At 63.5% G+C, this 14,296-nt stretch carries 15 protein-coding genes; 4 read left to right on the top strand and 11 right to left on the bottom strand.

Annotated features, from left to right (window positions below; all coding sequences use genetic code 11):
- Positions 1-251 precede the first annotated feature (251 nt).
- Positions 252-1,127 carry a carboxylating nicotinate-nucleotide diphosphorylase gene (gene nadC / locus BLT26_RS03990; protein WP_245720583.1) on the top strand — a complete coding sequence of 292 codons (876 nt, stop codon included), beginning with the start codon at positions 252-254 and terminating at the stop codon, positions 1,125-1,127.
- 67 nt (positions 1,128-1,194) lie between these two features.
- Here nadC and BLT26_RS03995 read toward each other — a convergent pair whose 3' ends face one another.
- Positions 1,195-1,491, bottom strand: a complete 297-nt coding sequence (locus BLT26_RS03995) for a sll1863 family stress response protein (protein WP_139169401.1) — start codon at positions 1,489-1,491, stop codon at positions 1,195-1,197.
- Between the two features lie 219 nt (positions 1,492-1,710).
- Between BLT26_RS03995 and BLT26_RS04000 the strand changes: the two genes are divergently transcribed.
- Positions 1,711-1,944: a hypothetical protein gene (locus tag BLT26_RS04000; protein ID WP_217631369.1), complete on the top strand. Its 234-nt coding sequence runs from the start codon at positions 1,711-1,713 to the stop codon at positions 1,942-1,944.
- Positions 1,945-1,959: 15 nt separating this feature from the next.
- On the opposite strand, the gene BLT26_RS04005 is transcribed toward BLT26_RS04000, so the two are convergent.
- From BLT26_RS04005 to BLT26_RS04050, 10 genes are all read right to left on the bottom strand, one after another.
- Entirely contained in the window at positions 1,960-2,694 is a 735-nt protein-coding gene (locus BLT26_RS04005) for a sulfite exporter TauE/SafE family protein (protein ID WP_245720584.1), read from the bottom strand.
- On the bottom strand, positions 2,684-2,893 hold the full coding sequence (gene ccoS / locus BLT26_RS04010; protein ID WP_091508941.1) for a cbb3-type cytochrome oxidase assembly protein CcoS: 210 nt from the start codon (positions 2,891-2,893) through the stop codon (positions 2,684-2,686). Before ccoS ends, BLT26_RS04005 begins: the two co-directional genes overlap by 11 nt.
- 4 nt (positions 2,894-2,897) lie before the next feature.
- Complete coding sequence (locus BLT26_RS04015) at positions 2,898-5,339, bottom strand: heavy metal translocating P-type ATPase (protein WP_091508944.1); 2,442 nt, start codon at positions 5,337-5,339, stop codon at positions 2,898-2,900.
- The gene (locus BLT26_RS04020; RefSeq protein ID WP_245720585.1) at positions 5,339-5,875 is read right to left on the bottom strand and encodes a FixH family protein; all 537 of its coding nucleotides are present in this window, start codon (positions 5,873-5,875) and stop codon (positions 5,339-5,341) included. The genes BLT26_RS04015 and BLT26_RS04020 overlap by 1 nt, the downstream gene beginning before the upstream one ends.
- 68 nt (positions 5,876-5,943) lie before the next feature.
- The gene (gene ccoG / locus BLT26_RS04025) at positions 5,944-7,362 is read right to left on the bottom strand and encodes a cytochrome c oxidase accessory protein CcoG (protein ID WP_091508953.1); all 1,419 of its coding nucleotides are present in this window, start codon (positions 7,360-7,362) and stop codon (positions 5,944-5,946) included.
- Positions 7,363-7,503: 141 nt separating this feature from the next.
- Complete coding sequence (gene ccoP / locus BLT26_RS04030) at positions 7,504-8,412, bottom strand: cytochrome-c oxidase, cbb3-type subunit III (RefSeq protein ID WP_175453015.1); 909 nt, start codon at positions 8,410-8,412, stop codon at positions 7,504-7,506.
- Positions 8,409-8,663, bottom strand: coding sequence for a cbb3-type cytochrome oxidase subunit 3 (locus BLT26_RS04035; RefSeq protein ID WP_091508956.1), 255 nt, complete (start codon positions 8,661-8,663; stop codon positions 8,409-8,411). Before BLT26_RS04035 ends, ccoP begins: the two co-directional genes overlap by 4 nt.
- 17 nt (positions 8,664-8,680) lie before the next feature.
- Positions 8,681-9,298: a cytochrome-c oxidase, cbb3-type subunit II gene (ccoO, locus tag BLT26_RS04040; RefSeq protein WP_091508959.1), complete on the bottom strand. Its 618-nt coding sequence runs from the start codon at positions 9,296-9,298 to the stop codon at positions 8,681-8,683.
- Positions 9,299-9,310: 12 nt separating this feature from the next.
- Complete coding sequence (ccoN, locus tag BLT26_RS04045; RefSeq protein ID WP_091508961.1) at positions 9,311-10,765, bottom strand: cytochrome-c oxidase, cbb3-type subunit I; 1,455 nt, start codon at positions 10,763-10,765, stop codon at positions 9,311-9,313.
- A 145-nt stretch (positions 10,766-10,910) separates the two neighbouring features.
- Entirely contained in the window at positions 10,911-12,131 is a 1,221-nt protein-coding gene (locus tag BLT26_RS04050) for an argininosuccinate synthase (RefSeq protein WP_091508964.1), read from the bottom strand.
- Between the two features lie 326 nt (positions 12,132-12,457).
- Here BLT26_RS04050 and pyrC point away from each other — a divergent pair, with 326 nt between their 5' ends.
- Together pyrC and rnt are read left to right on the top strand one after the other, a co-directional pair.
- The gene (pyrC, locus tag BLT26_RS04055) at positions 12,458-13,525 is read left to right on the top strand and encodes a dihydroorotase (RefSeq protein ID WP_091508966.1); all 1,068 of its coding nucleotides are present in this window, start codon (positions 12,458-12,460) and stop codon (positions 13,523-13,525) included.
- Positions 13,522-14,193, top strand: a complete 672-nt coding sequence (rnt, locus tag BLT26_RS04060) for a ribonuclease T (protein ID WP_091508968.1) — start codon at positions 13,522-13,524, stop codon at positions 14,191-14,193. The genes pyrC and rnt overlap by 4 nt, the downstream gene beginning before the upstream one ends.
- Positions 14,194-14,296: the final 103 nt, after the last annotated feature.

Consider the following 14,296-nt stretch of genomic DNA (forward strand, 5'->3'; position numbering starts at 1 on the left):
CGGTGCAACCACTCCCTAGCAATACTATTGGCTGGTGCCCAACCCGCCGGAACGGACAGAAAACCTCTAAACCAATACGACCAGTGGCTAGTTTACCGGCCCCGTGATCGATGAAAACGACCTCAGGCCTGCAATTGCGAATTCAGTCACAGTTGCCACAAATTATTTTGCACCGCAACGCCGCCCGGGTAGGGCCGCCAAATCCCCGCCCATTTGTTAAACTTGCGCCATCGCAACAGAGGTCCCGCTTTATGCACCCGAAAGACTCGGACATACCCAACCTGATGGATGACTTGCGGCAACTGGTGGTTTTCGCGCTGCGGGAGGACATCGGTGAGGGTGATATCACTGCCCAGCTGATCCCGCCCGGCCGCTTGGCCCGTGCCCGGGTCATCACCCGCGAGGACTGCACACTGGCGGGACGCGCCTGGGTCGAGGAGGTATTCAGGCAGATCGATCCCACGCTCAAGCTCAAATGGCAATACCAGGACAGCGAGCGCGTGGCCGCTGACTCCGTCATTTTCGAGCTGGAGGGCAACGCCCGCAGTATCTTGACCGGAGAGCGCACGGCCCTGAACTTTTTGCAGACACTGTCCGGCACCGCCACCACGGCCGCGCACTTTGCCAGGCTGGCCGCGGGAACCACGGTAAAAATACTCGACACGCGCAAGACCATTCCCGGCCTGCGCAGCGCGCAGAAATACGCGGTCCTTTGCGGGGGCTGCCACAACCACCGCATCGGCCTGTACGATGCCTTCCTGATCAAGGAGAACCACATCGCCGCCGCCGGGGGAATCGACCGCGCTGTTGCACAGGCCCACCAGATCAAGCCCGGTGCGCTGGTGGAGGTGGAAGTGGAGAACCTGGAGGAACTGCAGCAGGCGCTGGAAAGCGGCGCCGATGTGATCATGCTGGACGAATTTTCGGAAGAGGACACCCGCGTCGCCATCGCCATGGCGAGGGGCAAGGCGAAGATCGAAATCTCCGGCAGCGTCGACAGCGAGAGGCTCGAGCAGCTGGCCGGCCTGGATGTCGACTATATCTCGTCTGGCAGCCTGACCAAGCACCTGCGCGCAGTGGACCTCTCCCTGCGAATTGATATCGACAGTTCCCCGACGGGCGGCTGAAGCCGCTCTCCCCGGCGGAAGTGTGCCGCCGGGAGAGCAAGGGTTGCCCGCGCCCTCCCGGCAATGCTTACTTCAGCCGGTCGCGGGCGTGCTTCACTGATCTCTCAAGCTCATCCCAGGCCCGCTCGACCCCACCCTTGACCTCGTCCCAGGCCGAGCCGCTCTTGCTTTTCATGTCCTCGAGCCGGTCGCGAAGGTCGTCGCGCCTGGAGCGGGCATCGTCCAGCTGCTCGCGATACTCCTTCTTGGCGTCGGCCTCCGCCCCTTCTGCCTTGGCCTCGAGCTCCTCGATCTTCGCATTCCATTCCTTCAATTTCGCTTCAACCTTCTGCTCGTAAGCTGATTTTTCGTCATCCTTGCTCATGGTGTTCCCCATTGGTTTCACTGGTATCCCTGAGTGTAAGCCGTGGTCGAGCGACCGTGGGCAAGATATGACACCCCGCAGCAGAGAATGCCGCCGCAAATTGGCGCGATCTAAACCGCGGGCAGAAGCACAGCCCGGCCTCAATTTGCCTAGTATTGGGGATGGCCGCAGCGCGATGCTGCTGGCTTCCTGATAACAGACCCTCGAGGAGAAAGACGCGTGAACCAGTGTGAAACCTGCGGCAATGAATACGACAAGACCATGAAAATCACTATTGGCAGCGAAGACCACACCTTCGACAGTTTCGAGTGCGCCATTCAGGCCCTGGCGCCCCGCTGCGCACAGTGCAGTTGCCGGATCCTGGGCCACGGTATGGAAGCGGGTGGGGATTTCTTCTGCTGCGCGCACTGCGCCACCAAGGCGGGGCATTCGGAGATCGTCGACCGGGCCTGACCAGCCAGGTCGCGCTCAGTGATGGTGGTGGTGACTGTCGGCCGCCTCTGCCGCCGGCTCCTGTCCCGGCGTGGAAGCATGGGAACCGTGGCCACTGTGGGACAGCCCGCCCCAGAGGGTCCAGAGGCCAAACAGCAATATCACGGCCGCGAACACAACCCGCACTGACGAGCGCTGTACCAGCCCGCGTACCTGCGCCGCGGCAGCGCCGCTGGCAATCACTGCAGGTACAGTACCCAGCCCGAAGGCCAGCATGGCGAGCGCCGCGCGCAGGGCGCTGCCCTGGGCGAGGGCGAAAGTGAGCGCACTGTAGACCAGCCCGCAGGGCAGCCAGCCCCACAGCGAACCCAGCGCGACCGCCTGCGGGGTGGAACGCACCGGCAGCAGGCGCGCCGACAGCGGCTGGACATGGCGCCACAGCCGCGCGCCGCCCCGTTCCAGCCACACCAGGCCCCGCCACCAGCCGGCGACATAGAGTGCCATGGCAATCAGCATCAGGCCGGCGAAGACACGCAGGGGTCCCAGTGCCGGCAAGGCAACCGCGCCCACCGCGCCCACCAGCGCCCCCATAAGGGAGTAGCTGGCCAGGCGGCCGGCAGAATATCCCACCAGCCGGCCCCAGGCTGGCTGGCCATCGGGCACAGCCACACCCAGCGCACCGGCAATGCCACCGCACATGCCTATGCAGTGACTGCTGCCGAGGAACCCGATCGCCAGCGCCGCGGCCAGGAAACCCCACTCACCGGTCAACGTGGTGCTCCTCCCCGTCGGGCTGATCGCGGGGCGGGGCCCGCAGCGGATCGAGCGGGTCATCCTCATCAAACAGAATGCGCCGCCCCTCGGTTTCCAGGTCGTCATACTGCCCGCTGTTGACGGCCCAGAAATACAGTTTCACCGCCGTCGCGACGAAGATGATGGCTATCGGAATCAGGAAATACAGGCTCTCCATGGTGTTACCTCGCGCTTTGTGCCACGGCCAGGGACTGCCCCTTGTCCAGCGTCGGCGCCGGACGCCAGCCGGAAAGGCGCAGGGCATTGAGCACCACGACCAGCGAGCTCGCCGACATGCCCAGCGCCGCCAGCCACGGCGGCACCAGCCCGCAGACGGCCAGCGGAAGTGCCAGCGCATTGTATCCCAGGGCCCAGCCCAGGTTCTGGCGCACTATGCGACGACACCGCAGGGCCAGCGCCAGTGCCTGCGGCAGCACCTGCAGGTCACCGTGCAAAAGGATGGCATCCGCCCGTGACCGCGCCAGGTCGGCGGCCGACATCAGGGCCACCGACGCATCGGCGCCGGAAAGCACCGGCACGTCGTTCAGCCCGTCCCCCACCATCAGCACCCGCTCGCCGCGATGCTGCAGTTCGTGAATGCGGTCCAGCTTCTCCTCCGGCGCGGTCCCGGCACGGAACTCGCCGATGCCCGCGGCGGCTGCCACACGTGCCACTTCCGCCGACTGGTCTCCGCTCAGCAATTCCACTTCCAGCCCGAGCTTAGAGAGTGACTCTATGGCCGGGACCGCCGAGGCCCGCAGCCGGTCGCCCACAGCGATCCAGGCAAGCGCCCCGCTGTCATCGCCGAGCAGGAGCCACTGGCCCTCGCCTTCCGGCAACGCCAGCCCCGGCCAGACAAAATCTGCCCGACCGAGTCGCAGGTGCTGTCCGTCGACCCTTCCCTCCAGGCCGCGCCCGGTGTGGATCCTGACGTCCGAGGCTACAGCGGTGCCCCGCCAGGCCCGGAACGCGCGGGCCAGCGGGTGATTGCTGTGGGACTCCAGGGCCGCGGCCGCCGCCCGGACCCGCTGCCCGTCCCACCCATCGCGCAGGCAGTCAATCTCCAGCACGCGGGGCTCCCCACGCGTCAGGGTACCGGTCTTGTCGAACACCACCCGGCTGATACGCGGCAGTGTTTCCAGCAGGTTACCGCCCGCCACCAGCAGCCCCAGCTGCTGCAGCCGCAGTGTCGCCGCTGCCAGTGCCGCCGGCGTGGCCAGGGAAAGAGCGCACGGACAGGTGACCACCAGTACTGATAGCGCGATCCAGAAGGCCCGCGCCGGGTCCACCTGCCACCAGAACAGGAAGGCGCCGCCCGCAGCCAGCAAAACCGTGGCCACAAACCAGCCGGCAACCCGGTCCGCCAATGCCACCTGGCGCGGCTTTTCCAGTTGTGCCCGCTCCACCAGTCGCTCGATGGCAGAGAGGCGGGTGGACTCACCGGCGGCGGTGACCTGCACTCTCAATGAAGAGTCGCCGTTGACACTACCGGCGAAGACCCGGCTGCCCGCAGTTTTCTGCTGCAGAGCCGACTCACCGCTGAGCAGGGATTCGTCCACGCCGCTGCTACCCTCGAGGACTTCCCCGTCTGCGGGAATGGTGTCCCCCGGGCGAAGCAGGATCACGTCGGCCGGCTGCAGCGCAGCCACCGGCACCTGCTGTTCCGCGCCGCCAGTGAGCCTGGTGGCGGTAATGGGCAATAGCTGGGCCAGGCCGCCGCTGGCGAGGCCGGCACGGTGGCGGGCCCGCATCTCGATAGTGCGGCCGAGCAGCAGGAAGAAGGTGAACATGGAAATGGATTCGAAATACACCTCGCCGGTGTCGAATACCGTGGCATAGAAGCTGGCCAGATAGGCGAGGCCGATCGCCAGCGACACCGGCACATCCATGCTCAGGTGCCGGTTGCGCAGGCTGCGCCAGGCACCATGGAAAAACGGCTGGGCGGCAAACAGGACTACCGGGGTTGCGACCAGCAGTGACACCCAGCGGAAATAACGCTCCATATCCGCCTCGATGCCAGTGCTGGCACCGAAGTAGAGCGCGATCGCAAACATCATCACCTGCATGGTGCCGAGGCCCGCGATCCCCAACCGGCGCAGGGCCGTGCGCTGTTCGCGCTGGAGCAGCTGCTCGCTGCCGGCTGCGGTGGCCGGCGCCGGCCGGTAACCGATCTCCGCGAGGGCGGCGAAGATCACCGCCGGCGTCACCTGTTGCGGGTCAAACACCACCTGCGCGCGGTGGCTGCTGGCATTGACGGAGACCTTCTCCACCCCGGGCAGCCCCCCCAGGTGCTGCTCGATCAGCCACACACACGCGGCACAGGTAATCCCGCCGACCAGCATGCTGGCGATGCGCCGGTCTCCGTCCCAGTCGCGCACAAACTCGCGCTGGACCTCCGGCAGGTCATAGGCCACCCAGCGATCCGACGGCGGCGCCGGCTCCGGGCGCTCACTGCTGGCATCCCGATAGCGGTAGAAGTTTTCCAGGCCACCGGCAGCGATGGCCCCGGCCACTGCCTCGCAGCCGGGGCAGCACATGGGCTGCGCGGTGCCATTGACCACCACCGAGTAGCGGCTGCCGGCGGGCACCGGAAGGCCGCAGTGAAAACAGGATTTTTCCGTCATCAGCGGGAGGGGTTGAGGGGCACGGCATCCCCCAGCTCAAAGTTGATTTCGCCCTTGAGGCGCCACTCGGCATCCAGGTGGCGCTCGGGGTCTGTCTCCGGCATCAGCCGCAGGTACCAGCGGTATTCAAGTTCCTCCGGAAGGCTACCCTGGTAGCGCCCCGGCCCGACGGCCTCAAGCAGCACATGCCGGTCCAGGTCGGCCTCCACCGGGTGGCTCAGGGTGAGCAGCAGCTGCTGTGGGTAATCTGCCAGGTCGCCGTTCAACTCGAGTGTCACCAGCTGCTCGGCACTGCGGAATTTCAGCAGCCCCGCAAGGCCAAGCTCTTCAGCACGGCGATCCTGCTCCTCGCTGAAGTGATACATGCGGCTGTCTTTATAGTAAGTGTCACTGACGGTGTCGTCCGCAAAGCGCACCGCGATGGAAACAAAGATCGCCGAGGCAATCACAACCAGGATCAGGGGCGCCAGCACCATCCAGGCCCAGGCTTCGCGGTACCAGGGCCGGGACGGGGATTTGGGGGAATGTTCAGTCACGTTTTCACTCACTTTGAATCAGGAAATACTGCCGGTCTTCCCGACCTCGGCGCCACAGCGCGTGCAGCCTACTGCTTTGGCCCGATAAAGACCGTGCGGTGCCTGTCCATCAGCTCGGGCTTGTCCACCGCCTGCACAATGATCGAGATACTGTGCTTGGTCTGCTTGACCTGCTCCTTGGGCACGCTTACGCGGATGGGCACGGAGTAGATTTCCCCTTCCTGCAGGTAGATCTCCCGCGGCCTCCGCAGGGCGTAATCGTACCCTTCCTCGCCTTCTACGCGAATGGTGAATTCGTGACCGGCGCGGTCCATGTTATTGATCTTGACGGTGTAGACGTTCTGGATATCGCCCCGGTACTCCCGGTACATGCGGGCGCCCCGGTCGCGCAGGACCTCTGCCTCGATGGGGCTGCGGGTCACCACCTGCTGGGTAAAGAGGCCGGTCATCGCCAGCAGGATGAAGGCGTAACCGAACAGCCGCGGCCGCAGGTAATTGGTCTTGCCGGTCTCCAGCTCATCCTCGGAGGTAAAGCGGATCAGGCCGCGCGGGTAGCCCATCTTGTCCATCACACTGTTGCAGGCGTCCACGCACAGGCCACAGTTGATGCACTCGTATTGCATGCCGTCGCGGATATCGATGTCCACCGGGCAAACCTGCACGCACCAGTAGCAGTCGATACAGTCACCCATGCCCTCGGCCTTGTAGTCGATCCCCTTCTTGCGCGGGCCGCGTACCTCGCCCCGTTCGGCATCGTAGTGGACCGCCAGGGTGTCCTTGTCATACATCACCGACTGGAAGCGGGCGTAGGGGCACATGTACTTGCACACCTGCTCGCGCATGAAGCCCGCATTGAAATAGGTGGCCAGGGTGAAGAAGGCGGTCCAGAACACCCCCTGCGGGTGTGCGTCGAAGGTGGCCAGGTCCAGTACCAGGTCACGGATGCCGTAGAAGTAACCCACGAAGGCCAGCGCCGTGGCAAGGGAAATAAGCAGCCAGATCGCATGGGTGCCGCCCTTGCGCAGTACCTTCTCGGCACTCCAGGGCGCAGCGTCCAGTTTCATGCGCTTGCTGCGGTCACCCTGGCAGACCCGCTCGCCCCACATGAACATCATGGTCCACACCGTCTGCGGACAGGTGAAACCGCACCAGACCCGGCCCAGCCAGGTTGTCACCGCAAACAGCGCAAACGCGGCGATGATCAGCAGCCACGCCAGCAGGAAGCCATCCTGGGGCCCGAAGGTGCTCCAGAGGATATGGAACTTGCGCTCGGGCAGGTCGAAGTGGATGGCCTGGCGCCCCTCGATATTCAGCCACGGGATGAAGAAGAAGGCGGCCAGCAACGGCAGGCCGGTGTACTTGCGCACGCGGGTGAAGAAACCGCGGATATGGCGGGTGTAAACCTTGTCGTCGGACTCGTAGAGCATGCGGTAACGGACTTCGCCCTCACCTTCCTGCTCTTCCCTGGTCGGTATCAGATCGCTCACGGAACCTCACTTATACCCGGTCGCCGGGGCGAACAGGCACTCTGGTTTGGTGACAAACAATGAGGCTTTTCTTTTTCGTCCCTGTGGCGCCCGAGTCCTGAAGGCCCCGCCAGGGCGGGGCCGGATAGAAATGGATGAATGTTACTGGGCCGTTTCCTGCTGGCGCGACAGGCTGTAGACGTAGGCCGCTACCAGGCGGATCTTGTCCTCGCGCAGCTTGTCCTTCTGCGCCGGCATCACGTTACTGCGACCGCCGCGGACGGTGTGCTGGATCTGCTCACGGCTGCTGCCGTAGAGCCAGATATTGTCGGTCAGGTTGGGCGCGCCGATGGCCTGGTTGCCCTTGCCATCCATACCGTGGCAGGCCATGCACACGGTGCCGAACACCTGCTTGCCCTGGGTGGCCATGTCCGCATTGTGCTCAAGGCCGTTCATGGCAAGCACGTATTCGGTCACGTTCTTGACCCCGTCCTCGCCGATAATCGGCCCCTGGGCGGGCATCATGCCCTGGCGCCCCTTGTGCAGGGTCTCCAGGATGGCCTCCGGGGTGCCGCCATAGAGCCAGGCATCGTCGGTCAGGTTGGGGAAACCGTAGTTGCCGCCACCGTCAGCACCGTGGCAGACAGAGCAGTTGTTGGCAAAGATCCGTGCACCCATCTTCAGGGCATCGCGGTTGTCAGCGATCTGCTCGATGGGCATTTCGACGTACTTGCCGAAGGACTCGTCGAATTTCTCGCGCGCCTTTTCCTGGCTCGCTTCCAGCTCACCGACGGAACTCCAGCCGACCACACCCTTGAAGTTACCCATGCCCGGGTAGACCACCAGGTACAGGGCGGAGAACACCAGCGTGCCCACAAACAGCAGGAACCACCAGCGCGGCAGCGGGTTGTCGTACTCCTCGATGCCGTCGTACACGTGGCCGGTGGTCTGGTTGCCCGGCTCCTGCTGGTCGTCAACCGCCACCTTGCGGTTGGCAAACAGTACCCAGATCACCAGTGCCAGGTTGGCGAGAGTGAGCACAATTACCCAAATACTCCAGAAGGTACTCATTTTTCGTCCTGCCCCTTGTTCTTGTCCGCGGGAGGCGTGGCCGGATCGTGCCGGTCCCCTGCCGCCGAATTCTCTTCAGTGTCTTGTTCATCTGCCGCCTCGGCCGAGCGCCGGGACAGCTCTTCGTCAGCGAACGGTAACTTGGCGTCCTCCTCGAAGCGCTTGCGGCGCTTCGGGGAGAAGGCCCACCAGCAGACAGCCAGGAAGGCCACTGCGCCGAGGACCACGGCAATCTGACGCAAAATATCCATAGCCAATACCGCCTCTGTTAACGCTTCTGCTGTACCAGCACCCCGAGTTGCTGCAGGTAAGCCACCAGCGCGTCGATTTCCTTCACGCGGCCGCCAACAAAGGGCTCGCTCGCCTTGGCAATAGCCTCGTCGGTGTAGGGCACGCCGACAGCGCGCATGGCCCGCATCTTGTCCGCGGTGTGCTCTCCGGTCACGACGTTGTCGAACAGCCAGGGGAAGGCCGGCATGTTGGATTCCGGAACTACGTTGCGCGGGTTATACAGGTGCGCGCGGTGCCACTCGTCGGAGTAGCGGCCGCCCACGCGGGCCAGGTCCGGCCCGGTGCGCTTGGAGCCCCACAGGAAGGGGTGCTCGTATACGGACTCCTGCGCCATGGAGTAGTGGCCGTAGCGCTCCACCTCGGCGCGCAGCGGGCGCACCATCTGGGTGTGGCACACATGGCAGCCTTCACGGATATAAATATCGCGCCCTTCCAGTACTACCGGATCCCAGGGCTCGAGGCCCTCGATCGGCTCATTGTTGGCCTTGATAAAGAACTGCGGGACGATCTCCACCAGGGCGCCAAAGCTGATGGCGACAACAATGAAGACAACCATCAGACCGATGTTTTTTTCTACGATGTCATGGTTTTTCACGATCTGACCTCCTTAAGCTGTCTGCGCATGCGGCACGATGTTGTCTTCGCTGGCGGCGTTCTCTTTCTCTGTCACCGTGCGGAAGACGTTGTAGGCCATCAACAGCATGCCGAACAGGAAGAAGGCACCGCCGATAAAGCGGACGATGTAGCCCGGGTAGCTGGCGATCACGCTTTCGACGAAGCTGTAGGTCAGGGTGCCGTCGGCATTGAAGGCGCGCCACATCAGGCCCTGGGTAATGCCGTTCACCCACATGGCGGCGATGTACAGCACGGTGCCCACAGTAGCCAGCCAGAAGTGTGCATTGATGAGCTTCACGCTGTACATCTGCTTGCGGCCGAACAGCACCGGCACCAGGTGGTACAGGGCACCGATGGAAATCATGGCCACCCAGCCCAGCGCGCCGGAGTGCACGTGGCCCACGGTCCAGTCAGTGTTGTGGGACAGGGCATTCACCGTCTTGATGGACATCATCGGCCCCTCGAAGGTGGACATGCCATAGAAGGACAGGGAAACCACCAGGAAGCGCAGGGTCGGGTCAGTGCGGAGTTTGTGCCAGGCGCCGGACAGGGTCATGATGCCGTTGATCATGCCGCCCCAGGAGGGGGCCAGCAGGATCACGGACATGATCATCGCGAGGCTCTGGGTCCAGTCGGGCAGCGCCGAGTAGTGCAGGTGATGGCCACCGGCCCAGACGTAGATCGAGATCAGCGCCCAGAAGTGCACGATGGACAGCTGGTAGGAATACACCGGGCGGCCCGCCTGCTTCGGCACGAAGTAGTACATGATGCCGAGGAAGGCCGCGGTCAGGAAGAAGCCCACCGCGTTGTGGCCATACCACCACTGGATCATGGCGTCAGTGGTACCGGCAAACAGTGAGTAGGACTTGAACGGGTAGACCGGGATCGCCAGGTTGTTGACGATATGCAGGAAGGCAATGGTGATGATGTAGGCGCCGAAGAACCAGTTGGCCACGTAGATGTGGCTGGTGCGGCGCTTGGCAATGGTACCGAAGAACACCAGGGCGTAGGCCACCCAGATCAGCGCGATCAGGATATCGATCGGCCACTCGAGTTCTGCATATTCCTTGGAGGAAGTCAGGCCCATCGGCAGGGTGATGGCGGCGGCGACAATGACGACCTGCCAGCCCCAGAAGGTGAACGGCACCAGCCAGCCGCCCCACAGTGGGGTCTGGCAGGTGCGCTGCACCACGTAATAGGAGGTAGCGAACAGCACGCTGCCGCCGAAGGCAAAGATCACCGCGTTGGTGTGCAGCGGACGCAGGCGCCCGAAGTGGGTGAACGGCTGGAACAGGTCGTTCAGTGCCGGCCACGCCAGCTGGGCGGCGATGAGCACGCCCACACCCATCCCAACGATACCCCAGACCACCGACATGATGGTGAACTGGCGTACGATCTTGTAGTCATAGGCTGGCACGGGGCCAGTCTTTACCACGCTTGTCGTCATTGTGTTACTTCCATTGCTTTATTGAATACAGTTCCAACAAGCGAGCGCAGGCCCGCCCTCGGTCTCGTGGCCCAGTCCCTTCACGATAGACAGAGCCCGCCAGCAAACGATGATTTAAACGCATCATTCGCCCGGTAAAAATGATTTAAATCAAGTCGCGCCCTTTGCCGGCCGCAATTCGCAACCGCAGGGCGTTGAGCTTGATGAAGCCCTCGGCGTCTTTCTGGTCGTAGGCACCGGCGTCTTCCTCGAAGGTGGCGATGCGCTCATCGAACAGGCTGTCGGCCGAACGGCGGCCCACCGCGCTCACGCTGCCCTTATATAGCTTCAGGCGGACCTCGCCGTTGACCACCTGCTGCGACTCATCGATGGCCGCCTGCAGCATCCGGCGCTCCGGGGACCACCAGTAGCCGTTGTAGATCAGCTTGGCGTAGCGCGGCATCAGCTCGTCTTTCAGGTGCGCCACCTCACGGTCGAGGGTGATGGACTCGATGGCCCGGTGCGCCTTCAGCAGGATCGTGCCGCCGGGAGTCTCGTAACAGCCGCGGGACTTCATGCCCACATAGCGGTTCTCGACGATATCCAGCCGGCCAATGCCATTGTCACCACCCAGCTTGTTCAGGCGCTCGAGCATGGTCGCCGGGCTCAGGCGTTCGCCGTCGATGGCCACCGGGTCGCCGTTCTCGAATTCCAGGGTGATATAGGTGGGAGTATCCGGCGCCGCTTCCGGGCTGACGCTCCAGCGCCACATATCCTCTTCCGCCTCGGCCCACGGATCCTCGAGAATGCCGCCCTCGTAGGAGATGTGCAGCAGGTTGGCGTCCATGGAGTAAGGCGACTTCTTCTTGCCCGAGGAGAAATCCACCGGGATCTTGTGCTGCTCGCAGTACTTCATCAGCTTTTCGCGAGAGGTCAGGTCCCACTCGCGCCAGGGGGCGATCACCTGGATACCGGGTTTCAGCGCGTAGGCACCGAGCTCGAAGCGCACCTGGTCATTGCCCTTGCCGGTAGCGCCGTGGGAAATGGCGTCGGCACCGGTCTCATTGGCGATCTCGATCAGGCGCTTGGCGATCAGGGGCCGGGCGATGGAGGTACCCAGCAGGTACTCCCCTTCATAGATGGTGTTCGCACGGAACATGGGGAAGACGAAGTCCCGCACATACTCCTCGCGCAGGTCGTCGATGTAGATTTCCTTGACGCCCAGCGCTTCGGCCTTGGCCCGCGCCGGTTCGACTTCCTCGCCCTGGCCGATATCCGCGGTAAAGGTCACCACCTCGCAACCATAGGTATCCTGCAGCCATCGCACGATAACCGAAGTATCGAGTCCACCCGAATATGCCAGTACCACCTTGTCGATCTTGCTCATAGCGTTCCTCAGCCGGGAGTATTGTCAGCAGCAGGGCCGCGGGGCAGGAAACTGCGCCGCGGTATATACCTGTGGTGTCTGTCTGGGGGGAATTATTGTTCGAAGTGCGCCCAGGTTCAGCGGTCGAGCCGCCTTTTTCGGGGCGCGATTGTAGCGCCTCAGATGGCAATCGACTAGCACCTATGCTTATTACGCGGCTTTATTGGTGCAATATTGCCGGCACCATGATCACTTTTTAATCAGGCCGTGCCGTCGCAATTTGCGGGCGGTTCGGTTAGCATCGGCGCCCCGACAGCCCTGAGACCAAATCCCGCGGTAGATTCCCCATGGAAAAACTCACGCTTCGCGCCCCCGACGACTGGCACATCCACCTCCGTGACGGCGACGCCCTGGAGCGCACCGTCGGCGATGCCGCCCGGCAGTTCCGCCGCGCCATCGTAATGCCGAACCTGGTGCCGCCAGTGGTCGATGCCGAGGATGCCCTCTTCTACCAGCTGCGCATCCGCGAACAGATCCCTGCCGGCAATCCCTTCGAGCCGCTGATGGTGATCTACCTGACAGACAACACCGACGCCGAGGTAATCGAACTGGCGCACAAGGCTGGGGTAATCGCCGCCAAGCTCTACCCCGCGGGCGCCACCACCAATTCTGACTCGGGCGTCACCGACATCAACAATATTTACCCGGCCCTCGAGGCCATGCAGGAATGCGGCATGAAGCTGCTGCTGCACGGCGAGGTGACCACCAGCGATATCGATATCTTCGACCGCGAGCAGGTCTTTATCGAGAAGATCCTGTCCCGTGTGGTAGAGGACTTCCCGGCCCTGCGCATCGTGCTTGAACATATCACCACCGCCAACGCGGCGGAGTTCGTGGGCAAGGCACGCGACGGGGTGGCCGCTACCATCACCGCCCACCACCTGCTCTACAACCGCAACCATATGCTGGTGGGCGGCATCCGCCCGCACTACTACTGCCTGCCGATCCTCAAGCGCGGCTATCACCAGTCCGCACTGATCGAGGCCGCTACCAGTGGCAATCCCAAGTTCTTCCTCGGTACCGATTCGGCCCCGCACGCCCAGGACCGGAAGGAGAATGCCTGCGGTTGTGCGGGCTGCTATACCGCCTTCAGCGCCATCGAACTCTACGCCGAGGCTTTCGAGCGCGCCGGCAAGCTGGACAGGCTCGAGGCCTTCGCCAGCGAGTATGGCCCCGACTTCTACGGCCTGCCGCGCAATGATGGCACAATCACGCTGGTACGCGAGCCCTGGCAGATCCCGGCCAGCCTGCCCATGGGCGACGCACAGCTGGTCCCCCTGGCCGCGGGCGAGACCCTGAACTGGCGCCTGGTGGATTCCGAACAACCGACAGCAGACAAGAAGGACAGCGAGTGACCCCCGCCGAAGAACCGACCGGACCGAAGAGCCTGCTCGCCCAGCGATTCCGCGGCTTCCTGCCCGTGGTTGTGGACCTCGAAACCGGCGGGTTCAACTCCCGCACAGACGCGCTGCTGGAAGTTTCCGCGGTGATCCTGGACATGGACGAGAACGGGGCCCTATTTGCGGAGGACACCCACAGTTTCCACCTCGACCCCTTCGAGGGCGCGAATATTGAACAGTCGGCACTGGACTTTATTGGCATCGACCTGGAGTCTCCCGACCGCGAGGCCTGGCCCGAGGAGATAGCCCTGCCCGAGCTGTTCCGCAAGATCCGCACGGCGATCAAGAAACACAGCTGCACCCGTGCGGTCATGGTGGCCCACAATGCGCACTTCGACCTGGGGTTCCTGAACGCGGCAGTGGAGCGGTGCGGCATCAAGCGCAATCCTTTCCACCCATTTTCCTGCTTTGATACCGCAACCCTGGCGGGCCTGGCTTATGGACAGACAGTACTGGCCAAGGCCTGCCAGGTGGCAGGGATCGAATTCGACAACAGCAGCGCCCACTCCGCCGAATACGACGCGGAGAAGACCGCAGAGCTATTCTGCGGCATCGTCAATAAATGGCGTGAGCTGGGCGGCTGGCCCCTCCCGGAAGCACCCACCGGGGAAGACGACGCCTGAGCCCCCTTCCGCCTGGCTGGCGGTGGGGCCGTGCAGGTGCCGCCCGCTCCCGGCCATACAACCAAGGTCGCATTCCCGCGATGCCGCCGCCCTTCTAGGCTGC

This window comes from Microbulbifer yueqingensis (genome assembly GCF_900100355.1).
GTDB lineage: Bacteria > Pseudomonadota > Gammaproteobacteria > Pseudomonadales > Cellvibrionaceae > Microbulbifer > Microbulbifer yueqingensis.

Coding starts and splice junctions, on each gene's coding strand:
- nadC (WP_245720583.1), top strand. CDS start 252: ATGCACCCGAAAGACTCGGACATACCCAACCTGATGGATGACTTGCGG.
- BLT26_RS03995 (WP_139169401.1), bottom strand. CDS start 1,491: ATGAGCAAGGATGACGAAAAATCAGCTTACGAGCAGAAGGTTGAAGCG.
- ccoS (WP_091508941.1), bottom strand. CDS start 2,893: ATGGAGAGCCTGTATTTCCTGATTCCGATAGCCATCATCTTCGTCGCG.
- BLT26_RS04015 (WP_091508944.1), bottom strand. CDS start 5,339: ATGACGGAAAAATCCTGTTTTCACTGCGGCCTTCCGGTGCCCGCCGGC.
- ccoP (WP_175453015.1), bottom strand. CDS start 8,412: ATGAGTACCTTCTGGAGTATTTGGGTAATTGTGCTCACTCTCGCCAAC.
- BLT26_RS04035 (WP_091508956.1), bottom strand. CDS start 8,663: ATGGATATTTTGCGTCAGATTGCCGTGGTCCTCGGCGCAGTGGCCTTC.
- ccoN (WP_091508961.1), bottom strand. CDS start 10,765: ATGACGACAAGCGTGGTAAAGACTGGCCCCGTGCCAGCCTATGACTAC.
- BLT26_RS04050 (WP_091508964.1), bottom strand. CDS start 12,131: ATGAGCAAGATCGACAAGGTGGTACTGGCATATTCGGGTGGACTCGAT.
- pyrC (WP_091508966.1), top strand. CDS start 12,458: ATGGAAAAACTCACGCTTCGCGCCCCCGACGACTGGCACATCCACCTC.